Here is a 23181-nt window from a genome sequence, read left to right as displayed (position 1 = left end):
AGCTCAGGTCTTGCGCAATAATATCAACCTGTCTGTCATTGAACATTTCAGGAAACCCGGCAAGACGAGTTTAAGTTCGGAGCGACAAACAAATTATTATAGAGATTTCGGACGATGGACCGGGTATGCCAAAACATCTCTTGGGACGGATATTTGATCCCTTCGTCAGCAACAAGAAAGACGACGAAAAGATCGGGCTAGGTTTGTCGATAAGCTTCGGAATACTGCGAAGGCTGGGCGGGCAAATAAAAGTATCGAGCGAACAAGGCAAAGGACCTGTTTTCACTGTTTACGCGCCAGTGACATAAAATGAATTCCTCTGTCCATGCTTTTAGTCAGAGTAACGGTCTCTTCGCGATAAGCAACAATTTTAATTGTGTGAGCTGAGTTTCGTGTGCGGTGTCACTTAAAACAGGCTCGCATTGATCCAGCTCAACCATACCTGCTGCTAGTTTCAATGCAAAATTGAAGCAAGTATTTTCTCCACAGGCTTTGCAGTTTGTTTTGGGCAGTAAACGATATAGTTCAAGAGGTTGAAGATTTTCATGAGTTTTGGAGTCCGGCTCAATTCCCGATCGCTTTTCCCACACATCATTTACTATCGCCACCAATCGGTCGATTACCTCTTTAGCCTGTTCACGGGCTTCAAGATGGTCCGCGGCTATGCGATCATGCCAAAATCCGACTTTGTGATCATCAAGCCGCCAGGAGAAAACAGGCCCATCACTAAAATAAGTCCCGTTCTTCAGCGTAGCGTTGAGATAAGGTAGGACTTCACTGATATCAACCGGCAGATGAGCTATGGCTTCGTACTCAAAAACCTCGGAACTGTGATCCGCCACTTCAATATCAAGTTTGTATGATTCTATCAACATGAAAACCCCTCAGTAATTAATTAATGGGAATCCGGAAACGCCTTTGATAGAAGGATGATGAACGATCAAAGCAAGAAAAATGACTTGCGCCAAGTTTGTCCAAGATCAAACCGAATCATCCAAATAAGAGCGAACCAGGTTGCGCCCACTGAAATGCCTCAAGGTGTAATATGCGATACCCATCTCACGACCAAACACTTTCTTGCGGATATCTGTCCGGCTCAGGCCCTTATTTTTCAATTCCAGGATTTGCGCTCCTGTATCCTCAAGATACCTGATTTTTTCTTCCAGCTCAAATCGAGGTGATTCCCTAACGCTCCCACTTCCCGGAAAAAGGAAACTTGTATCTAACGGAACCAACTTCTTAAGAGAAGAGAGGATTTGCCAAATATTGTAGTCGGCCCTCAGCGCTTTATCCCTTCCCCCCACGTACGCGTCACCGGCAAACAGCCAACCCTGATTCGGTTCGTAAAGGCAGACATGATCAGGACTGTGACCAGGGGTATGGATTACCTGAAACTTATAGCGCTCGGTTTCGAGAGTGTCCCCCAACGGCTTGGCATCACAAGGCAGCGGTCTGCCCCACAGAACGAGTTGGTATGGACGAAGCCTCATTTTCCCTGGGTTGGACAAAACAGGAAGGGCGGCTGGATGCGCAAGAATATTAGCATGGTATTTCTTTTTCAAATTGGCGTTCGCAGCAACATGATCCTCGTGACTGTGGGTATTTACAACAGTCCTTACGGCTGAGCCCTCAAGCGCCTTCATCAACTCGCTGACTGTGTAGGCGCAGCCGCTGTCAATCAACAGCCCGTCAACAAAATAGGCCGCTGTGAAATAGAGACCTCGTCCCATTATCGTTCTGGCGAGCCGAAATTTCTTTACCTTGTTGTAAGTTTTGGTCCGTATCATTATTGTTGCTGCATAACTCTTATATCTAGAGAATATTGTTTATGCAACCGTTCGCAACAAACGGAGAATCACCAAATGAGAGTCCTGCTGATTTCGGCTAACAGGGAAGATATCAACATGCGCGCCTGGCCTCTGGGACTGGCAAGTGTGGCTGAATCCGTAAGACGATCCGAACACAAGTTAGAGATCCTGGACCTCATGAGCACTGAGGATCCAGAAAATTCGATCCGAAAAGTCCTGAACAACTTTCAACCACAAGTAATCGGTTTATCCTTGAGAAACATCGACACTCAAAAAATGTCGGAACCCACTTTTTTTCTGGATGGGGTGAGAGAGATTGTGGCTGATTGTAGAGATCGCTCTGACGCCCCGATTGTTCTTGGTGGAGCAGGATACAGCATCTATCCATCGAGTCTTCTGGAATATCTAGAAGCTGATATGGGCATACAAGGTGAAGGAGAATTTGCGTTCTCAGAACTTATCAAGCGAATCGAGCATGGAGATGCTCTTTACGGTTCACCAGGGCTATATTTACCCAAATTGGGGTCGTCTGGCCCGATGCGATTGGAACGTGACCTGGATAATCTGCCACTTCCCGATGTGGAATACTTCTCAAATTTGATTCCGCAAGCACCGGATTTTTGGCTGCCGGTTCAGACTCGTCGCGGCTGTCCCATGAATTGCAGCTACTGCTCCACCGGAGCCATAGAAGGTCTGACTCTTAGGAAACGAACCCCAGCAAAGGTCGTGGAATGGCTCAGTCAGTGGCGACAAATCGGAGTCAGGCAATTTTATTTTGTCGATAACACTTTTAACTTGCCACCCTCCTATGCAACGGAATTTGTCTCAAAGTTGCGAGAAGCTGACTTGGGAGTGTCCTGGCGATGTATTATTTATCCCACAAGAATTGATCCAGAACTAGTCCGTTTGATGGCTGAAGCCGGCTGCAAGGAAGTTTCGGTAGGTTTTGAGAGCGGCTCGACTTACATTCTGAACGGAATGAACAAGAAGTTTAGCCTTGATGACGTCCGTCATACTTGTGATTCTCTCGCAGAATTCGGCATAAAAAGAATGGGATTCCTGATGCTGGGTGGGCCTGGAGAGACTTTGGAATCCTCAATCGAAAGTCTCCAGTTCGCAGATTCTCTAAATCTGGACATGGTAAAGGTCACGGTGGGAATCAGGATCTATCCTGGCACAACTCTGGCTCAGACCGCAGTCCGGGACAAAATCATCGAACCGACCGACAATCTTCTCAAGCCTGGATTCTACCTTGTTCCGAGCCTCAATGGCCTACTTCAGAATACCGTGAAGGAGTGGATGGCCAAAAGGCCTAACTGGATCAGTTAGGGCGAAACCGGGGCATTTTATATGTCAAAAATCGAATGGCTCCATTAATTGTAATACCCTCGTTGGTTTCCCCCTTGATACTATCTCGGATTCTTTGGACCGGCCAGGATTTTCTCCGGAGTTATAGGTAAGTCCATGCATCGGTAACCAGTGGCATGGTACACGGCGTCAGAGATAGCCGGCGCCGTAGGAGAAGCGAGTCCTTCTCCGCACTCTTTAGCTCCCATGGGTCCCTCCGGTTCATATGTGTCAACATGGACCACCTCGCTCGGAGGCATATCAGTGGCTGTAGGCATTTTGTAGTCTACAAAACTCGTATTGAGGGTCTTTCCTCCATCCATGACGAATTGCTCTGAAAGGGCGTACCCCAGTCCCATCTGGATGGAACCCGCTAGCTGACCCTCGACACTTCTCGGGTTGATCACGATTCCACAGTCATGGGCTGTCCACATGTTCTTCACCTCAACCAGACCAGTCAGCTTGTCGACCTCCACTTCCGCCACCTGTGCCCCAAAACCAAAAGCAGGCGTCACAAGCCCTTTTCCCCTGGGGGTATACGAACCACGAGCGACTAGAGGCTCCCCTCTCCTTGCCTTCTGCGCCATGGCTACGGCTTCTCCAAATGACAGGCCATAGTCGGGCTTCGACTTAGCCTGCACCCGGCCATTCTTACACTCGATCTCATGAATCACATTGAGATTGTAACGCGCAGACACAGCCCCGAACAATTCTTCCTTGATCTTTTTCGCCGCGTCTATCACGGCGTTGCCGGCCATCAGCGTGACACGGCTTCCCCATGAACCCAGATCCGCCTGGGGGGTCATCGATGTATCAGCGGAGGTGATCCTGATGTCTTCCATCTCCAGCCCTAATTCTTCCGCAAGGATCTGTTTCAGGACCGTATCAGACCCCTGTCCAATGTCCGAGGCCATGGTCAGAAGATGGGCCGTGCCATCAGAAAACACGCGAACTTCGGCGGCGGAAAATGGATATTGAGTGTTGAACCAGTTAAAGACGCCTCCCGAAATAAAACTGTAACAACCTATGCCTATACCTCGACCCGTAGGGAGATTTTTGCGTTTTTCTTTCCATCCGCTCATCTCTGCCACCGCTTTTATGGATTCAATGAACCCACAACTCGAAATCACGGCTACATCGGGAATTTCATCTCCACTAACCTGGGCGTTCTTCAGCCTTAGATCAATAGGATCAATCCCCAATTCCTCCGCGGCCATATTCATCTGGATTTCTGTGGCGTAAAGCGATTGAGGCGCGCCGAAACCTCGCATTGCGCTCGCAGGCGGCTTATTGGTATACACGTGTTCACCGTGGAATCTGTAGTTTGGATAGCGATAGAGCATGGCTCCGAAGTTACCGCACAGAAAGGTGGCGGTTGGTCCCATGGCATTGTACGCCCCGCCGTCAAGTTGAATTTTCAAGTCTTTGGCTACCAGGGTACCATCCTTTTTGAATCCCACCTTGGAATGGATCTTCATAGGGTGTCTGCGCCTACCCGCAATGAACTCTTCTTCTCTGGTAAGAGTAAACTTTACAGGACGACCGGTTTTCCTGGCGATGAACGCGGCGCAAAATTCCCATGCCCTTAATTCCATCTTCCCGCCAAAACCGCCACCGACGAAAGGCTTGACCACCCGGATGTCGTTTTCCCTCATGCCTAATGTTGACGCCAGTAAACACTGAATGATGTAAGGAACTTGAGTGGACGTCCAAAGTGTGATCCGACCGTCCAGATCAATGTTGGCCAGAGCGGAACATGGCTCAAGGTAGGCGTGACTGACAGAGTGCACAGTAAAGGTGTCTTCCCTGATATAGTCGCATTCAGAGAACCCCTTTTCCACATCTCCATACTTGATCTTGCGGTTAACGCTGATATTGGTGGGGCAGTAATCATGAATCACAGGGGCTCCGGCTAGAACGGAAGAATCAACGTCAAAGACTGCGGGTAGTTCTTCGTATTCCACTTCGATAAGATCCAAAGCTTCTTCCGCCGTGTCTCTGTCGATCGCGGCTACCGCCGCCACCTCGTCCCCTATAAATCGAACCTTGTCCACTGCCAGTGGATACTCATCCTGAGTGTCCGGAAATAGCCTCCAGTTACCATATTTGATCTTGGGTGTGTCTTCCCCTGTCACCACAAGCTTTACCCCTGGGAGCGCAGACGCCTTACTCGTATCGATACGCTTGATTCGGGCATGGGCCAATGGACTCCTCAATATCTGTCCATGAAGCATTCCTGGCAGCTTCATATCATCGGTATATATGGCGGACCCTCTTGCTTTGGCTTCAGCGTCCGTCCTCGGAACATCTCTTCCAATAATATTGAATCGATCTTTCATGATGTTTCCTTTGCGTTTGAACTAAAGCTTCATCGCCCGTTCGTAGGCTTGTTCAAGGGCCCGGAAGGTCAATACCTCGACCATTTTTTTCCGATAGTCCGCTGTTGCCCTAACATCAGAGATGGGCTTAGATTCTTCCGCCGCCTGGGCAGCGGCCTTTTCGACAAGATCCCTTGTCAACTTTTGTCCCTGGATAATTCCTTCAGCTTTCGGCGCTCTCATGGGAACCGGCGCTACCGCCCCGAGCACGATTCTCACCTCCGAGCAGACTTCTTCTGTACAGGCTACCATAGCGCCCACACACACCGCAGCTATATCCACACCGCAGCGAGCGGATATGCGCTTGTACGAGGCTCCCGATCGGGGGGCGGGTAATGGGACAAAAATGGAAGCCATTATTTCAGACGCTTCTATTTTCGTGAGGCCTGGCCCTCTGAAGAATTGATCGAGAGGTATATGTCTCGCACCCGTGGGGCCTACTATCGTGACTTGCGCCCGCATTGCCATTAGTGGGGGAGCGTTTTCAGCGGACGGGGCCGCGTTGCAAAGATTCCCCGCAATCGTGCCCATATTTCGGACCTGAACGTTGGCCATTACCCCCGCAGCATGAGAAAGAGCGGGATAGCGCTTCATTACATCCGGATGCGACACGACGTCAGAGATCCTGGCCATCGCTCCTATTGTGAGGCCTTTGGCAGGATCAAAATTAATATTATTTAATCCTTCAATTCCCTGTAAGCCTATCACAGCCTTGGGCATTAATCGGCCATTGCGCATTTTCACCAGGACGTCGGTTCCACCCGCCAACACACAGGCGTCACTTCCTTTTTCAATAAGCATGCTCAATGCGGCTTCAAGCGTTTTCGGCTCAAAATATTCAAACTTTGGCAGTCTCATCGCTCTTCCTTTTTTGGCTCGGTTCCCTTCATTGTTTCAGCCGCAATCGATATCGCCTCCACAATCTGGTTGTACCCTGTGCATCTGCACAAATTGCCAGAAAGGCTCGACCTTATTTCCATCTCGGTCGGCGATTGGTTCCTGTTCAAAAGATGCAGAGCCGACATCTCCATGCCCGCGGTGCAAAATCCGCACTGGATTGCGCCGGTTTTTATGAAAGCCTCCTGAATCGGATGAAGCTCTTCGCCTGAAGGCGCAAGACCTTCAACGGTCGTGACGCTTTTCCCATCAACCGACACTGCCAGTGTCAGGCATGAACTAACCGTTTTATCGTCCACCATGACTGTACAGGCCCCACAGTCGCCGGTTCCACAGCCAAGTTTTGTGCCAGTAAGATTAAGGTCTTCCCTAAGGACCTCATTTAGAGTCCGCCAGGGATCTACCGCCAGCGAATATTCATCCCCATTCACCTTGAAGTTAATATGGTGTTTCATTAATTTAGCCTCCGTACGAGTCCCTGGGCGGAGTTTAATCTTAAAGAGTCGAAGTAATTACCAGCCTCTGGATTTCGTTCGCGCCTTCATAGATTTGAGTGATTTTCGCGTCACGCATAAATCGCTCCACCGGGTATTCAGTCATGTATCCATATCCACCGAGTATTTGTACGGCCTCTGTTGTCGTCCACATCGCGACATCCGAACAGAACGCCTTTGACATTGAAGAATATCGTATTATTTCGGGAGTAAGTCTAGAGAGATCTTTTTTCGCGTAGGCCTGCAACAGATCGCAAGTCCTGTACAGGAGTTGTCTGCCTGCCGCTATTTTCATCGCCATATCAGCCAATTTTATACCTATGGCCTGATGTTTGATTATCGGCTTGCCGAAGGTCTCTCGCTCCTTGGCGTACTGAGTGGCGAATTCAAAAGCTCCCTGGGCTATACCAATGGCTTGGGCCGCAACAGCCGGCCGGGTGAAGTCCAGGGTCTTCATCATTATGTGAAAACCGTCGCCTTCATCTCCCAATCTGTTTTCCCCAGGAATCTCAACGTTGTCAAAGATAAGTTCCCGGGTTTCGGAAGACCGGATTCCCATTTTGCTTTCTTTTTTGCCGACAGAAAAACCGGGCCACCCTTTTTCTACAATAAAAACACTGGCTGCCCTATGGGCCTTTTCCTCAGGATTGGTCACAGCGTAAACCGTAAGAATATCGGCTACACCACCATTTGTAATAAAAGTCTTGGAGCCATTGAGTATATATCTGTCGCCTTTACGTACTGCCCTTGATTTTAAAGCCGCAACATCAGATCCACCCTTTGATTCTGTAAGGGCAAAGGAGGACAGTTTTTCTCCTGTGGCAAGAGGTTCCAAGTATTTCTTTTTCTGCGCGTGATTACCAGCGAGAATAATCGGCAAACTCCCCAATTCCTGAGTGGAGGGGATCATCGCAGTGGAGGCGTCGATTTTTGCAAATTCTTCTATGACAATGCACAGCGCAAGTAGACCCGCTTCCGTTCCCCCGTATTCAGATGGAAAGTCTATGCCCATCAGGCCGTTTTCTTTCATCATTTCCAGCATGTCATAGGCGAACACACCATCGGTATCTCGTTTTGAGGCCCCGGGGGCTACTTTGTCCCGAGCCAATCTTCTGACCGTTTGCTGCAACATTTGTTCTTCTTCAGTAAAGCCGAAACGTTCCAAACTTTCCATTATATCCTCGCAGGATTCAACTTTGAATCACAAAAGCGTATAGGATCCGCAACGATCCTACCTTGAAAAATGCGGTTCTGGGAAACGGATCTGAATTTTCAGATCACTTTCCCATCAACATATTAGGGAGAAAAACCACAATTTGTGGAAAAAGGAACAAGAGAAGGGCGCAACCGAACAAACTCAACAGGAATGGCAAGCAACCTCTATATATGACACCCATAGGGACACCAGTGATACTCTTTACCACAAATACGCAGATGGCGACCGGAGGAATGATGACGCCTATCATCACCGTTATCGCAATCATGATTCCAAACCACATAGGGTTATAGCCAAGTTTTATTACGGCCGGGAAAAAAATTGGGGTGGCAAGAATCATAAATGCAAGATCATCTATGAATGAGCCTCCTACAAGATACACCGCTATGATAATTACCATAATTAAGGAAGGGTGTAACGGAAGACTCGTAATCCAATCCGCAGCTACAAAAGGGATTTCTGTGACTGCCAGAAAATGGCCGAGGACAGTGGAGCCGGCTATGAGCAAAAGAACCATACAAGCTGTGCGTAATGACTCATCAATCGATTTGAGCAAACCCCTTAATGTTAACTCTCTTCTGGCGGCAGCAAGCGCTATTACCGCAAAGGTGCCTATACTGCCTGCTTCTGTGGGCGAAAACCACCCCCACATTAACCCACCGATAACGACAACAAAGATAATGGCAACCCACATGAATTCCGGTAGAGCGTAAATTCTCTCGCTCCAGGGTACTTTTTCCGCGCGAGGAGCGATTTCAGGTTTCAGGGTCACCCATCCATAAATGACTATCATGAAAAAGGCTGAAATCATGAGCCCTGGAATGATACCCGCCAAAAACATTTTTCCAATAGATTCCTCAACGATCATTGAATAGATGATGAGAACAATGCTCGGCGGTATAAGCATTCCCAATGTTCCCACCGAGGCGACAACCCCAGTCGATAATTTCTTGTCGTAGCCATAACGGTCCATTTCAGGGATGGCTATACCAGCAAATGTGGCAGCGGTTGCGAGAGTCGACCCACACATTGCCTTGAACAACGTAGCTCCAACGACCGTAGTCATAGCGATTCCACCTGGAATATGCCCTACGAATTTGTGAGTCGCCATGTAAAGACGTTTCGCGATATTCGAATTCGACGCTACCTGACCCATCAAAACAAAAAGAGGTATTACCGTAAATCCATAAGATGAGAACGTGTCGAAGAAATCTTTTACAAGGAGGTTAGACGCTGCGCTGAAAGAAACCAGGTACGCAAATCCCACAAAACCTAACGCCGCCATTGCGAAAGCCAACTCAAGCCCTGTGAGGAACAAGATAATCAAGATAAACAGAGCAATGATCCCTGTGGCGATTTCACTCATGATCGTCTCCATGACATACTTTAAAAAAGTCGCAACACAGGGTTGCCGTTTGCAAAAAACAACTGATAGCCAGACCGAACGCCACTGGGTAAAGGGGCAATTTAAAGGCGCCACTCACTTGATGGGATTTGAGCATATCCAATCCAAATGAGATGAAATTGTATCCTGCTAAAAAGAACAGACCTATTCCTATCGATCTGGTGAAACACAGCATTAGAGTTCGCGATCTGGATGAAAGTTTTTCAAGCACAAAATCGACCAGGATATGCCCCTTGGTCCACGTGGTGTAAGGAATAGCAAACCCTACAGCTATGGCTCCGAAAAAGGAAATCAGCTCTACGCTACCTACAATCGGATGGCCGAAAGATCTGGCGAGGACGTCTACGAGGGTTACGACCATCATTATGAATAATGCAACGCCGGAAATGACGAACAGGCCAAAATCTGCCTTGAGAATCCAAGTCATGAATTTGTTCATGATGCGTCCCTTTGTGAGAGCGAAGAGCCGGCGAATCGAATCAGCGTCGGCCGGCTCTGTCCATCTTCATTAAGGATGAGTCTTGATGTACTCTTGTGAGAATTGAAGCGCCTCGTCACCCGGTAAGCCCTTGGCTTTCATGGATTTAACGTACTCGGCAAGGATAGGTTTCATTTTTTTAGCCGTTTCAGCTTCTTGTTCAGGAGAAGCCTTAGCCATCTTAATTCCTTTCTGCACACAGAATTCTTTCGATTCTGCGTCCAGTTCAGTCCAGAGTTTACCCTGTTTCACTATCCACTCCTGATTGACCTGAGTAATAATGTCCTGAACATCCTTGGGAAGCGAATTCCATTTACCTTTGTTCATGACTACGAAAATTGGCGCGGTATACGACATTGCGTAATTCTCAACAGTAGTCTTGATCATCTCGAAGAATTTCCATCCTTTTATCGGCTCAATAGGCAACAAAACTCCGTCAATCAAACCTTTTTGCAGCCCGTCATAAGTCTCCGTAATGGGGAGGCTGACAGGAGCGCCACCCACAGCAGTGACAATTGCGGCATTTTCCGCATTTGCCTTTATTCGTAATCCTTTTATGTCATCTATAGATGAAATCACTTTTTTGGTATGGAACAGGCCCGGGCCATGACCGTGAAAATACATCACCTGCGAATCATCAAACTCTTTGGGTTTGAATTTCTTATAGAATTCGTTCGTCAGGTTCGTGGCTTGTTCTCCGGAGGAATACCCAAGCGGTAAGGCGAGGACTTCGGTTAAGGGGAACCTGCCTGGTGAGTATCCCATTAGACTTTGCCCAACATCGGCAATCCCTTTTACGACACTGTCGTACGTCTGTGTAGGAGGAGTCAGAGTATTTCCAGCGAAATAAGTGACCTTTATTCTGCCGTTGGTCCTCTTCTCAATTTCTTTGCCCCACTGCTCCGAAAGAATACTGTTCTTGTGTGAAGGCGGGAAAAAATTTGAGTATTTCAGTTTTATGACTTTTTCATCAGAGCGAGCTTCCGGTGCGCCGAAAAGGAAAAGAACAATCAGGATAAAACAGGAGCAAACAGGCACAATCTTTTTCATTCTATTCTCCTTTAAAATAAAATTGGATGGTAAGTTTTTTAAGACTTACTCACTATTCTCTTCTGAAAATCGCCTTCGGATCTCTCTTTTTAATATCTTGCCGGTCGAGTTCTTGGGCAGTTCGTTCACAATGATGTATTGCTTGGGGACTTTGTAGGATGCGAGACGCTGCTTGAGATAAGCTTTCAACTCTTCCGGAGTGGTATTCTGCCCGGGATATGGTGTCACAAAGGCTGTTACGCGCTCACCCCACTCCTTGTCCGGAATTCCTACAACAGCGCATTCCTGAACATCAGATCTGGAAAATAAAATTTCTTCCACTTCCCTGGGGTAAACATTCTCGCCCCCTGTGATGATCATGTCTTTGAGACGATCGACGATAAAAAGGTAACCCCTGTCGTCAAGTATCCCGACGTCTCCAGACCTGAACCATTCTTCATCCCTGAAAGCCCGCCGTGTATCTTCATCGTTATTAAGATAACCTTTCATGATGTTCCGACCGCGAATGCATATCTCGCCTTCGCTACCTTTAGGCAAAACGGCGCCTTGTTCATCCCGAATTTGAACCTCTACTCCTGGGACTTCTGTTCCCACGGAGCCTGTCACATGTTCGAAGAAATGATTGTACGTCACAGCAGAGGATGATTCCGTCATCCCATAACCTTCAAAAATAGTAAGATCGGTCAGTTCTTTCCACTTCCGCACAATTTCTCCGGCCATACTCGCAGCGGCGGAAAAACAATATCGGACATTGCCAAGCCTTTTTTTTAAGCCTTCTACTGTAAGCAACCGCGTGTAAATAGTGGGGACAGCATAGAACTTTGTGACTTTGCCTGAAGCAGTCCGACCAAGAGTCAGGTCCAAATCATAGGACGGTAGAAGTTCAATGCAGCCACAACTAAAAATAGTGGCGTTCATAATGTGTATCTGACCGAAGACATGATTCAGCGGCAGACAGCACAACGCTCGATCCATTTGAGAAGACCGCTCCGAATAAGCGACATTGTGACTGCTAACATTAATGTTCTCGTGTGTTAGCATCACACCTTTCGGCGTTCCGGTTGTACCACCTGTATAAAGCACTGACGCCGTATCGTATCGTCTTCTCTCTACGGCCTGGAAATCGTTGATTCCAAGTTCCATCAGTTTTGGCAGAGAAATTGAGGCGCTCGGAGAAAAGACTTTCTCTATTCCGGCAGCGTCCCTAAATCTTTCGATTTTTGATGATATTTCGTCTGTGGAAAGCAGGAATCGAGGCCTTGCGTGGGTGAGCAACAGTTCAAGCTCATCGGTCCTGAGTTGACAGGACAACGTAACGGCTACCGCTCCGGCTTTCAATACACCGAAGTAAAAAGTTATCCAATCAGTGGAGTTAGGAGCGCAAACACCGATGAGATCACCGGGTATAATACCCAATTTAATCAATCCTGTAGCTACCCGATTGGCGCGGCAGTTCAACTCACGATAGGAAATTTCCGAGTCGTTTTCACTTATAGCCGGGCGGTCTGGAAAAAAACGCGCTGCCGTATCGAGGTTGTTGGCGACATTCATTGAGAATTCCTAAATGGGCAAAACGTCGGAGGGCTTTTTAAAGGTCTAATTGTCTAATCTTTAACTCTGCGAATGAATCTAGTCAAGAAATAATTTTTCACCCGTAATTTTTTATGTTCCAAAAAAAATCTCTTTTAAGTAAGATGGTTTAAAAGGATGACAATGAAAAAATTCAGACCCATTAAACAGACCAGGGTGTCCGAAGAAGTGACGGAGCAAATTAAACAATGCATCCTACTAGGAGACTTTAAAGCCGGAGACAAACTCCCTACCGAACGCGAACTCATGGAAGAGTTTCAGGTAAGCAGGGTGGCAATTAGAGAGGCGCTCCGAGCCTTGGAAAACTCAGGATTTGTAGCGACGCGTCAGGGCGCCAGTGGCGGAACTTACGTTATTGACCTTTCGTTCGAGAAATTGTCAAGCGCCTTTATAGATCTGTTCCTTGCAGAAAAAATTTCTATACCTGAGATGTTTCACGTAAGAGTACTAATTGAACCTGAAGTGGCTCGCCTAGCCGCTTTGAGAATCACGCCTGAAGCTGCTAAAAAACTTGAAGAAATATTAATAAAAGAAGAATTGCCGGTAATATCACTGCTAGATGACATAGAAACCAAGACCATGGTTCATTTTACTTTGGCTGAAATTTGTGGAAACCGCTTCCTGGAAGCTCTCGTAAGATCTTTGATGCGGGTGACAAGGAGTGTTATCGAAGCCGTACACCCCAACATCTTATCCATGCATCCGGCAGGAATGCAGCGTCCGATTGTCGAGGCGGTCATCGCAGGAAAACCTGACGAATCGGCGGAGGCCATGAGAAGGCATGCAATGGAGTTTGGCGAGACAATGATGGAAATGGAAAAATCTCATCGTGAACACCTTGCCGAGGGTTACAATATGACTGCCCCGAAGTCGTCAGATTCCCTATTACTAAGAGAGAAGACAAAATGAGAAACGTTGAAATATTAAGAGGCAAAAGAATCCTTGCTGTCGATGACGAGCCCGACGTGCTCGATATGATTCAGGAACAGCTTGAAAGCTCTGAAATCACAACGGCTGACAATTACGAACGGGCCAGCGAGATCTTGTCCAAGGACCACTTTGATTTGGTATTATTGGACATCATGGGAGTAAGAGGCTTTAACTTGCTGGAACAGTGCAGAGAAAAGCAATTACCGGCAGCCATGCTTACTGCTCATTCCATCACCACTGACAGTGTAAATAAGGCTATGAGTTTGGGCGCAATTTCTTTCTTACCCAAAGATGAATTGGCAAATCTCCAAGAACATTTAGTCGACATCTTCGAAGGCTTGGCTCAAGGGAAAAGCCACTGGCGTAAACTCTTTGATCGTTTAGGACCTTATTTCAATGAGCGGTTGGGGCTAACATGGGAAAATATTGGAAAGCCTAGAAATCCGCCCTATATGTATTGATGAATAATGGAGTAATGAGCAGATTACTTTTATCTGTTGTGTGTTTCTTCCTGTTAGTCGCTACTACCTTTGCTGACAATGTCGACTGTAAGATAGTCGTTAGGGACATGTATGCGGCAGACACCCAGGACGCCCAGAACAGTCTCGTCTCAATACTAAAAACCACGGATCTTGAAGGAGTCTCGAAATTGCTCGCGTCAGGAGCGGTAACATTGTTCCAGGCTGGTGAAAAAGTTTCCCGCACTGAAACCACACCATGGGGTTATGACAAGGTTACGCGGCCTGGAGAAACAAAAACATGGTTGCTCTCACCCCAAAACACCAGACCCTGCGGCGCGAATGAATGAATAAATAGTATTTATGCGAGCGCTAGTTCAGCCTGGCGGTTCTTTCAGTTTCTGCCCAGGACTTCTCTAGCGATCGTAATTTTTTCGATCTCTTTGGTCCCTTCGTAAATTTCCACTATTTTGGCGTCCCGATAAAATCGCTCTACATCGTATTCATCCATATATCCATAACCACCGTGCAATTGTAGCGCTTCATCCGTGACTCGCACCGCTGTTTCTCCAGCCACCAGTTTGGCTATGGAAACAAGCTTCCTATCCACGTGGCCATGATCCATGAGCCACGCTGCCTTGTGGTAAAGCAGACGAGCGCTTTCCACACGCGCCGCCATCTCTGCTAATTTGAACTGAATTCCCTGAAACGACGCAAGAGGAGCGCCGAACTGTGTTCTTTCACGGACATAGGTTACCGCCTTGTCCAGGGCTCCCTGCGCGACACCAACGCCCTGAGCGGCCGCCACCATCCGGTTAATGTTAAACAGGCGCATCACCTGATCGAAGCCATCGCCCTCTCTGGCGCCGATAAGATTTTCCTCCGGCACTTCGACGTCGTCAAACGCAAGTTCCGCAGTGTCGGACGCCCTGATGCCCATTTTACCCTTGAGTTTGTTAGCAGTGAAACCTTTACGGCCTCGTTCGACCGCAAGAAAGCTGAAGCGCTGAGTGGGCTTCTTGGCTTCAGGGTTGGTAAGACAATACACCAGTAAAAAATCAGCGACGCTACCGTTCGTTATAAACTGCTTGCTACCGTTGATGACGTAGCCGGCACCGGTTTTAACCGCACGCGTCCTGACGCCGAAAATGTCGCTGCCCGCATTCGGTTCGGTGATGGCGCATCCGATGATCGCCTTACCCTCGGCGACAGGCGCCAAATATTTTTCCTTCTGGTCCTGGGTACCGAAACTTCCCAGAATTTCTGAGCCGAAAACGGCCAGCAGGATGCATCCCACACCGGGATCCACCCGCCAGAACTCCTCCATGACCATGGCGTGCTCCAGACACCCAAGGCCCAATCCCCCATATTCCGGAGAGGTGAATATACCCATGAAACCAAGCTCTCCTGCCTTTTTCCAAATTTCTGTCGGGAACTTTTCTTCCCGATCACATTCACGGGCAACTTTTGGAAACTCATTAAGAGCAAATTTACGTGCAGCCTCCACGATTTGTTTCTGTTCATCGCTAAGAGAGTAATCCATAGGTGATCTCCTTATCTGCAGACCGATGGAATAATATACTAAACGGTCATTTACTTTTTCCCCGAAATCCATGATTGTCAAGAAAAAAGAGTACATTTCATCACCTGCGGGCCATGCCCGAGGCTCAGTCTCTTACATCTGTTGTTAGAGCCTATTTTAGGATCGTTATCCACCACTAAACTGACAATGTTACCATCTGGATAGAAAAACCTTGACAACAACCGAGTCATCCTATTAGGGTTTAACATACCAATCGGTCAGTATTAGGGCGTCACCTAAATATGAAACGACACAGCGACACCGAAAACAAAATCATTCAGGCAGCTCTTGAGATATTCGTCCGAAAGGGATACCACGGCACATCCGTCCATGAAATCACAGCGAAAGCCGGTCTTACCAAGGGAGCGCTCTACTCCCACTTTAACAGCAAGGGAGATCTTCTTTTAAGGATCATTGAAGAATTCAAATCCCGCTTCATCGGCGGGATGATCGATACACTCAAGCAAAGTCCAGGCAACGCCCTGAATCGCATACATGACGTTATCAGCTTCAACTCCAGATTCGCTCTGGAAAATCAGTATTTATGCGTATTCCTGACGTTTCTCACAACTGAGCTTAATACGGATGTAGATTTTGAGCCTGCGCTTAAAGGTGTTTATCTGGAATACCGGAAAGTAATTAGCGAGATAGTCAGCCTGGGAATACGACAGGGACTTTTTAAGAAGAACCTTGACCCGGATGTTACGGCCTTGACTTTCATGGCGCTTCACGACGGGGTGCTCCATCAGTGGGTTCTCAACAGATATCATCTGGACGGAGAGCTGTACGTCCGGACATTCCGGGAGGTTTTCCTACACGGTTTGGTAAGAGAAGAAATCTCGGCGGAGCGAACGCTCGAACAAATACAATTGAAATCAAACAAAGGCGAAGAACATGGGAACGGAGTCCAGATTTAGACTTGTCGGTGTTGTCGGCTCGGGCTTGATGGGAACAGGAATAGCTCAGGTGGCGGCAATGGCCGCTTATGATGTCGTAGTCGTGGATACCGTAAAGAATCTTGTGGACGCCTCAATCAGTAAAATTGCCTCGAATCTCGCACGAATGGTGGACAAGGGCGCTATTAGGGAATCCGAACGGGAGACCATTCTCGCCAGAATTGGAGGCCATTCGGATCCACGAGCAATGAGCGAATGCGACATGATAATTGAAGCGATATACGAGAATTCTAACGCAAAGACGGCTCTTTTTAAGCAATTGGACACAATCTGCGCCGAAAAAACCATATTTGCCAGCAACACATCGACTTTGGACATCACCGGCCTTTGCTCGGGCCTCAGACATCCAGACAGGTTCCTTGGACTTCATTTTTTCAATCCTGTTCCCGTAATGAAACTGGTTGAGGTTGTCAGGACGGCTGTGACATCCGAAGACGTGATCCAGAGGTCGCTGGACTTCGTGGTGTCTTTGGGGAAAAGGCCCATTTTGGTGCGTGACCAAGCTGGATTCCTCGTAAACTACCTGCTGACACCGTATTTATTTGATGCAATCCGCGCGCTTTCATCGGGACTTGCGACAGTAAGCGACATCGACAGTGGGATGCGGTACGGTTGTGGCCATCCTATGGGTCCTTTGGCCCTTTCGGACCTGATAGGCCTGGACACCCTCGTCAAAGCGGGCAACATACTGTTTGATGAATATCATGAACCTCGGTATGCGCCTCCGCCTCTGCTCAAGAGGCTGGTCGCGTTGGGAGATCTAGGAGCTAAGTCAGGCCGAGGTTTTTACGACTACAGCGATTCTAAATGGTCTCAACCGAGGAATCTGGCAGGATTTTGACTGTGGAAGTCGTAGTTATTCTTCGTCGCATTACGTTGGAGAAATGCTCTCATTTCCTTTTGATCGGGTAGGAGGTCAATAGGCCATGGACAAAGTAGTTCTGGCAAACGCGTTGAGAACGCCTTTGGGTGATTTTGGCGGCACACTAAAAGGCTTGTCAGCGAGTCATCTAGCGCAATTAGTCATGGAAAACTCTGTTAAGGGGCCAGGCGCATCCTTACCTATAGGTAAAGTCATATTCGGAAACTGTTTTGCGCCTATAGACCAGAATATAGCCCGTATTTCCGCATATCGGGCCGGGATACCGGAACACGTACCGGGATTCACTATAAACTCCACTTGCGGCTCTTCCATGCAGGCGTTGATAAGCGCTGTTCAAGCGGTTCAGTGCGAGGAAGTCGAGGTCGCTCTGGCAGGTGGTGTTGAAAGCATGAGTAACGCTCCATACATAATGGAATCCGCTCGATGGGGGCAGCGTATTCGGCATCTTCAGGCTTATGATCTTCTTTGGAAAGGCATGCAGGAGCACCCTATCGGAGTGGGCATGGGGCTAACAGCCGAAAATCTTGCCGAAAAGTATGGGATTTCACGCCACGAACAGGACGAGTTTGCTCTGTTGAGTCATCAGAGAGCGGCGCGGGCCATTAAGGAAGGCAGATTCAAAGCGGAAATCATTCCCGTCACCGTACCAAGGGGAAAAAAAGAACCACTGTTGTTTGACACCGACGAACACGTCAGGCCGGATGTCACACTGGAACAATTGGCCAAACTTCCGGCGGCATTCAAGGAACACGGCACGGTGACCGCTGGAAACTCCTGCGGCATGAACGACGCCGCTTCAGCGGTCATTGTTACTACTCACCAAAAGGCTAAAGAGATGGGGCTGAGGCCTCTAGTCAGCGTCAGAGGATACAAAGTGGTAGGAGTTGATCCCAACATCATGGGAATCGGCCCTGTTCCGGCCATAAGAGGCGCAATTAAGGACTCGGGACTAAAACTTGGTGACATTGATCGCTTTGAGATCAACGAAGCCTTTGCCGCGCAGTATTTGGCGTGCGAGCGCGAACTGGGTTTGCAACGCGAGAAGGTCAATCCATATGGAAGTGGGATTGCGTTGGGGCACCCCGTAGGAGCGACAGGCTGCAGGCTCGTGGTAACGCTTTTCCACGGAATGCTCGCCGACAATCTCGGTCTGGGCGTTGCGTCCCTCTGCGCAGGCGGTGGAATGGGTTTCGCTGTGGTCCTTGAACGGCTTTAGCCTGACGCTCAACATTGACCAAGGTTCAATTTGTTAGACTCAACCTTCAGAGCCCCCTTACGTAAAAAGCTAGAGACCCCTCTCTTCGTAGACCGGGAGAACGCGATTTATGCTCAAGGTTAACAATATCCAGGTGGTTTACAACAACGTGATAATGGTTCTGAAAGGGATCTCGCTGGAAATTCCCGAGGGGAAAGTTGTAGCCCTGCTGGGAGCCAATGCCGCCGGAAAGACAACCACGCTCAAAACCATTAGCGGTATATTGAAATTTCAGAATGGCTCGCTTGAAGAAGGCGATGTTCAATTCATGGGTCAATCTATCGTGAATCTGGATCCTGACGCCATAGTAAGGATGGGCATATGTCTTGTCCCGGAAGGGAGACGTGTTTTCTCCGACCTGAGCGTAGTTGAGAATCTGTGGATTGGAGCGCATACACGCAGGGACCGTGATGGAGCGAAACGTGACATTGAGATGGTGATGGAGTATTTCCCGCATCTTCGTCGCCGTTACAAGCAGCAGGCGCTCCTGTTGAGTGGAGGCGAGCAACAGATGCTCGCAATTGGGAGAGCCCTTATGTCACGTCCCAAGCTGCTAATGCTCGACGAGCCATCGCTTGGGCTAGCTCCGATGCTGGTAAAAGAGATTTTTGACATACTGAGACTCATTAATAGAGAACAGAACACATCGATCTTGCTTGTGGAGCAGAACGCTCTTGTCGCACTGAATTTCGCCCAATACGGTTACATCATGGAAAGCGGGAAAATGGTTCTGGACGGAGCGAGTGAGGGCTTGCTCGAAAACGAGGACGTCAAGGAATTTTATCTCGGCGTGACCGACAACCACGAGCGAAAGAGTTACGCCGGCGTCAAGCATTACAAGCGACGCAAACGCTGGTTGTCTTAACGGACTTGAGTAACCATGGAGCTATTACAGATCAAAAACCTTTCGTTGAGTTTTGGCGGTATCGTTGCTTTGTCATTGCTGGACATAACCGTCAAAGAGGGAGAGTTGCATGCGGTGATAGGTCCTAACGGAGCAGGCAAGACATCCCTTTTCAATTGCATAAGCGGTGTTTATCCACCAACGTCAGGCGAAATACTTCTCAGGGGCTCAAAGATTTCCGATTTAAAACCCCATGAGATAGCGAAAAAGGGAATCGCCAGGACATTTCAGAACATCGAGTTGTTCGCCAATATGAGCGTAATAGACAACCTGCTGCTGGGATGCCACACACACATGACTACCGGCCTTCTTTCGTGCGCTGTATTTTTCGGTAGAGCCGTGCGGCAAGAAGAAGAAAGCAGGCTTCAGGTGGAAAGGATTATCGATTTTCTTGAGATTGAAAAAGTCCGTAAAAAGACAGTGGGATCCCTACCCTATGGAATTCAGAAACGGGTGGAGATAGGCCGTGCTCTCGCTATGAAACCGAAGATTCTTCTGCTCGACGAACCGGTCGCGGGCATGAATGTGGAGGAAACAGAGGATATAGCCCGCTTTGTACTCGACATCAAAGAGGAAATGGGGGTCACTATTGTCATGGTTGAACATGACATGGGCGTGGTCATGGATATTGCCAACACGGTCACGGTTTTGGACTTCGGGTCCAAAATCGGCGACGGTAGCCCTTCTGAGGTTCAATCAAATCCACAGGTGATTGCAGCCTATTTAGGGCAGTAGGAACTGAGTCTGAGAGGTCTGGACATGGAAATTGACACCATACCTAAGCTGTTTGAGAGAAACAGGAAACTGTATTCGAACAAGGTCGCGCTGAGAGAAAAGGACCTGGGGATCTGGCAACGCACGACCTGGAATGAGTACTGGGACCATGTATGCTGTTTCGCTCTCGGGCTGAAGAAACTCGGACTGCAAAGACAAGACAAACTATCCATCCTCGGTGACAACTGTCGGGAATGGCTGTATGCGGACCTGGCGACCCAAAGTTCTTCAGCCGTCACTGTTGGCATATATCCTACAGACGTCGCCTCTCAGGTCAAATATATCCTGACAAATTCTGAATCCAAATTTGTTGTGGCTAAAGACCAGGAGCAGGTGGACAAAATTTTGGAAGTCAAGGCCAGTCTTCCTGGCTTAAAGAACATCATTGTCGTGGAGATGAAGGGGCTCCGCCGGTACAAAGAGCCTATGATCATAAGCTTCAAGGATGTTGAGGCTCTGGGCAACACTATCAACACGAGAGAGCCTCACTTGTTCGAAGACATGGTGAGCGAAACCAGACCTGACGATCCAGCCATCATTGTATATACGTCTGGTACCACAGGGCAGCCGAAAGGCGCCATGATCACCCACAAAAACATGATAGCAATGATTCGAGGCCTGGCAGAGGTCCTGAACTTCCGTCAAACCGATTCTTTCGTGTCCGCTCTGCCGCTTTGCCATATTGCCGAGCGAATGTTTTCCCTGATCTTCCCCATGTGGGCCGGATGCGCCGTAAATTTTGCAGAAAGCGTAGCTACTCTTCAGGAGGACCTGAGTGAGATTTCTCCCACAGCGTTCCTGAACGTGCCCCGGATTTGGGAGAAGATGCATTCCAATGTCATGATAAAAATCCAGGATTCAATATTTTTCAAGCGCTGGATTTTTAAGGCCATGTTTCCTATCGGCGTGCAGGTATCCGAATTCAAGCTTAAAAAGCAACCGATCCCCCTACATTGGAAAGCTCTATACGCGCTTGCGTATTTACTCATCTTCCGGCCTTTGCGGAACAACCTGGGCCTTCTGGACGCGCGCATTTTCGTCAGCGGAGCGGCGCCACTATCCCCTGATCTGATGAGGTTCTACCATGCCATAGGCGTGCCGGTCCGTGAATGCTACGGCATGACGGAAATGAGCGGTATTTCTTTCATGCCCCGAAATGACGAAATCAAGATTGGCGGGGTCGGGAAACCCATACCGACGGTAGAAGTCAAATTGGCGGAAGATGGTGAGATCCTTCAGAAAGGGGATTCGGTTTTTGCCGGTTATTACGGTAACCCGGAGGCCACCAGAGAAGTCGTGATTGACGGATGGCTACATACCGGTGATGTAGGGGAGATGGACGAAGACGGGCACTTGAAAATTACGGACAGAAAAAAAGATATCATTATTACGGCCGGCGGTAAAAACATAGCTCCCTCAGAACTGGAAAACAGCCTCAAATTTAGCCCGTACATTAAGGAGGCCATCGTCATTGGCGATCGTCGCAAGTATGTGTCCTGCCTTATCCAGATCGAACTGGAGAACGTCGCTCACTGGGCTCAAAACAATCGAATCGCTTACACCAATTACAAAAGCCTTGCGACTCATCCTGATGTAAAAAAACTGATTCAGGGAGAGGTGGAAAAAACCAACAGTAATTTTGCTCAGGTGGAGAAAATCAAAAAGTTTACCATTCTGGAAAAGGAACTCGACCAGGATGATGAAGAGCTGACAGCGACCATGAAGGTGAAACGATCCAGCATAGAGAAGAAATTCAAGGATCTGATTGATTCAATGTACTAGTTCGTAACCTTCCGATCGCCAGGAATGTCTCTAACTGGTTTTTGCCAAAAGATTGACGAAACGCATCAGATTTCTCGAATGAAGGGAGCTTATCCAAGGTGACAGAAGAGGCGCTTTATTTTTTGCAGCTTTTTATTTCAGGCGTCGCCGTGGGGAGTTTGTATGCGCTTGTGGCGCTAGGATTTGTTCTTATTTATAAAGCCACCGACATCATGAACTTTGCGCACGGAGAGGCGATGATGGTGGGCGCCTTCATCTGTTATGCGCTTGTCATGGCAGGAATTCCATTTCTCTGGGCCGTTGTGATCACCGTAGCGATTGCAATGTTCTTCGGACTGGTCACCGAACGCCTGATCTTGAGACCCATGATCGGGGAGCCCCAATTTGCGGTAGTCATGGTCACTATCGGTCTATCCATATTTTTGAGGAGCATTTCCGGGATTATATTCGGGCATGACAACAAGATATTTCCGTCACCTTTTTCAGAACAGTCTCTGGTCTTTAAAGGACTCGTGCTGTCACAGACCCACCTCTGGGCGATGCTGATATCCGGGTTGATGGTCGTCCTGTTCTTCCTCTTCTTTAGATATTCACGAGTTGGGCTAGCAATGCGCGGAGTGGCCAATGACCAGGATACGGCCATGTTGATGGGTGTCAGCGTCAAAAGAGTTTTCGCTCTAACATGGGGCATTTCATTCGCCATCGCGGCTGTCGCCGGGATATTCCTCGCTAACGTAATGGTGTTGAACATAGGTATTTGTCTGGTGGCTATCAAGGCTTTCCCAGCGGTCATTCTTGGAGGGCTGGAAAGCATTCCTGGCGCGATCATCGGGGGTCTGGTGATTGGTGTAATGGAGACACTGGTAGGTGGCTATTTGGACCAGACATTTCCGGGTGTGAAAGACCTTACGGCCTTTGTGGTCCTTTTCCTGGTTCTTATGATCAGGCCTTATGGGCTATTTGGCAAAGAAGAAATAGAGCGGGTTTAACGATG

Annotated in this window: 23 protein-coding genes; 12 read left to right on the top strand and 11 right to left on the bottom strand. The window is 48.3% G+C overall.

Going from position 1 to position 23181, the window contains the following annotated elements; translation table 11 throughout:
- The first annotated feature begins 92 nt into the window (after positions 1-92).
- Complete coding sequence (locus tag WC647_10565; GenBank protein ID MFA6222741.1) at positions 93-308, top strand: ATP-binding protein; 216 nt, start codon at positions 93-95, stop codon at positions 306-308.
- A gap of 27 nt (positions 309-335) precedes the next feature.
- Here the strand turns inward: WC647_10565 and WC647_10560 are convergent, their stop codons facing one another.
- On the bottom strand, positions 336-875 hold the full coding sequence (locus WC647_10560) for a (Fe-S)-binding protein (GenBank protein ID MFA6222740.1): 540 nt from the start codon (positions 873-875) through the stop codon (positions 336-338).
- 105 nt (positions 876-980) lie between these two features.
- Complete coding sequence (locus WC647_10555) at positions 981-1787, bottom strand: MBL fold metallo-hydrolase (protein MFA6222739.1); 807 nt, start codon at positions 1785-1787, stop codon at positions 981-983.
- Positions 1788-1862: 75 nt separating this feature from the next.
- Here WC647_10555 and WC647_10550 point away from each other — a divergent pair, with 75 nt between their 5' ends.
- On the top strand, positions 1863-3137 hold the full coding sequence (locus WC647_10550; GenBank protein MFA6222738.1) for a radical SAM protein: 1275 nt from the start codon (positions 1863-1865) through the stop codon (positions 3135-3137).
- Between the two features lie 80 nt (positions 3138-3217).
- On the opposite strand, the gene WC647_10545 is transcribed toward WC647_10550, so the two are convergent.
- The 8 genes from WC647_10545 to WC647_10510 form a co-directional block, all read right to left on the bottom strand.
- A complete protein-coding gene (locus WC647_10545; GenBank protein ID MFA6222737.1) occupies positions 3218-5494 on the bottom strand; it encodes a molybdopterin cofactor-binding domain-containing protein in 2277 nt (758 codons plus the stop codon).
- Positions 5495-5515: 21 nt separating this feature from the next.
- Positions 5516-6391, bottom strand: a complete 876-nt coding sequence (locus WC647_10540; GenBank protein MFA6222736.1) for a xanthine dehydrogenase family protein subunit M — start codon at positions 6389-6391, stop codon at positions 5516-5518.
- Positions 6388-6885 (bottom strand): (2Fe-2S)-binding protein, encoded by a 498-nt coding sequence (locus WC647_10535; GenBank protein ID MFA6222735.1) that lies wholly within the window; start codon positions 6883-6885, stop codon positions 6388-6390. The genes WC647_10540 and WC647_10535 overlap by 4 nt, the downstream gene beginning before the upstream one ends.
- A gap of 40 nt (positions 6886-6925) precedes the next feature.
- Positions 6926-8098, bottom strand: a complete 1173-nt coding sequence (locus WC647_10530) for an acyl-CoA dehydrogenase family protein (GenBank protein MFA6222734.1) — start codon at positions 8096-8098, stop codon at positions 6926-6928.
- A 103-nt stretch (positions 8099-8201) separates the two neighbouring features.
- Entirely contained in the window at positions 8202-9506 is a 1305-nt protein-coding gene (locus WC647_10525) for a TRAP transporter large permease (protein ID MFA6222733.1), read from the bottom strand.
- Complete coding sequence (locus WC647_10520) at positions 9499-9984, bottom strand: TRAP transporter small permease (GenBank protein ID MFA6222732.1); 486 nt, start codon at positions 9982-9984, stop codon at positions 9499-9501. Before WC647_10520 ends, WC647_10525 begins: the two co-directional genes overlap by 8 nt.
- Positions 9985-10053: 69 nt before the next feature.
- Positions 10054-11073 carry a TRAP transporter substrate-binding protein gene (locus tag WC647_10515; GenBank protein ID MFA6222731.1) on the bottom strand — a complete coding sequence of 340 codons (1020 nt, stop codon included), beginning with the start codon at positions 11071-11073 and terminating at the stop codon, positions 10054-10056.
- Between the two features lie 45 nt (positions 11074-11118).
- Positions 11119-12624: an AMP-binding protein gene (locus tag WC647_10510; protein MFA6222730.1), complete on the bottom strand. Its 1506-nt coding sequence runs from the start codon at positions 12622-12624 to the stop codon at positions 11119-11121.
- Between the two features lie 162 nt (positions 12625-12786).
- On the opposite strand from WC647_10510, the gene WC647_10505 reads away from it, so the two are divergent.
- From WC647_10505 to WC647_10495, 3 genes are read left to right on the top strand one after another with little or no spacing between them, the layout of a single operon-like run.
- Positions 12787-13572 (top strand): FadR/GntR family transcriptional regulator, encoded by a 786-nt coding sequence (locus WC647_10505; protein MFA6222729.1) that lies wholly within the window; start codon positions 12787-12789, stop codon positions 13570-13572.
- Complete coding sequence (locus tag WC647_10500; GenBank protein ID MFA6222728.1) at positions 13569-14054, top strand: response regulator; 486 nt, start codon at positions 13569-13571, stop codon at positions 14052-14054. Before WC647_10505 ends, WC647_10500 begins: the two co-directional genes overlap by 4 nt.
- Before the next feature lie 14 nt (positions 14055-14068).
- The gene (locus tag WC647_10495) at positions 14069-14401 is read left to right on the top strand and encodes a hypothetical protein (protein ID MFA6222727.1); all 333 of its coding nucleotides are present in this window, start codon (positions 14069-14071) and stop codon (positions 14399-14401) included.
- A 44-nt stretch (positions 14402-14445) separates the two neighbouring features.
- On the opposite strand, the gene WC647_10490 is transcribed toward WC647_10495, so the two are convergent.
- Positions 14446-15594, bottom strand: a complete 1149-nt coding sequence (locus WC647_10490; GenBank protein MFA6222726.1) for an acyl-CoA dehydrogenase family protein — start codon at positions 15592-15594, stop codon at positions 14446-14448.
- Positions 15595-15875: 281 nt separating this feature from the next.
- Here WC647_10490 and WC647_10485 point away from each other — a divergent pair, with 281 nt between their 5' ends.
- From WC647_10485 to WC647_10455, 7 genes are all read left to right on the top strand, one after another.
- Positions 15876-16550 (top strand): TetR/AcrR family transcriptional regulator, encoded by a 675-nt coding sequence (locus WC647_10485; protein MFA6222725.1) that lies wholly within the window; start codon positions 15876-15878, stop codon positions 16548-16550.
- Complete coding sequence (locus WC647_10480; protein MFA6222724.1) at positions 16528-17430, top strand: 3-hydroxyacyl-CoA dehydrogenase family protein; 903 nt, start codon at positions 16528-16530, stop codon at positions 17428-17430. The genes WC647_10485 and WC647_10480 overlap by 23 nt, the downstream gene beginning before the upstream one ends.
- Before the next feature lie 85 nt (positions 17431-17515).
- Positions 17516-18688, top strand: a complete 1173-nt coding sequence (locus tag WC647_10475) for a thiolase family protein (protein ID MFA6222723.1) — start codon at positions 17516-17518, stop codon at positions 18686-18688.
- A 109-nt stretch (positions 18689-18797) separates the two neighbouring features.
- Entirely contained in the window at positions 18798-19592 is a 795-nt protein-coding gene (locus WC647_10470) for an ABC transporter ATP-binding protein (GenBank protein MFA6222722.1), read from the top strand.
- Positions 19593-19607: 15 nt separating this feature from the next.
- Positions 19608-20366 (top strand): ABC transporter ATP-binding protein, encoded by a 759-nt coding sequence (locus WC647_10465; GenBank protein ID MFA6222721.1) that lies wholly within the window; start codon positions 19608-19610, stop codon positions 20364-20366.
- Positions 20367-20390: 24 nt separating this feature from the next.
- Positions 20391-22187 (top strand): AMP-binding protein, encoded by a 1797-nt coding sequence (locus WC647_10460; GenBank protein MFA6222720.1) that lies wholly within the window; start codon positions 20391-20393, stop codon positions 22185-22187.
- Between the two features lie 98 nt (positions 22188-22285).
- Complete coding sequence (locus tag WC647_10455; protein ID MFA6222719.1) at positions 22286-23176, top strand: branched-chain amino acid ABC transporter permease; 891 nt, start codon at positions 22286-22288, stop codon at positions 23174-23176.
- Positions 23177-23181: the final 5 nt, after the last annotated feature.

This window comes from Desulfomonilaceae bacterium (assembly GCA_041662605.1).
Taxonomy (GTDB): domain Bacteria; phylum Desulfobacterota; class Desulfomonilia; order Desulfomonilales; family Desulfomonilaceae; genus CAJBEZ01.
The sequence above is the reverse complement of the archived record's forward strand: the minus strand, read 5'-3'. Positions and strand labels throughout refer to the sequence as shown.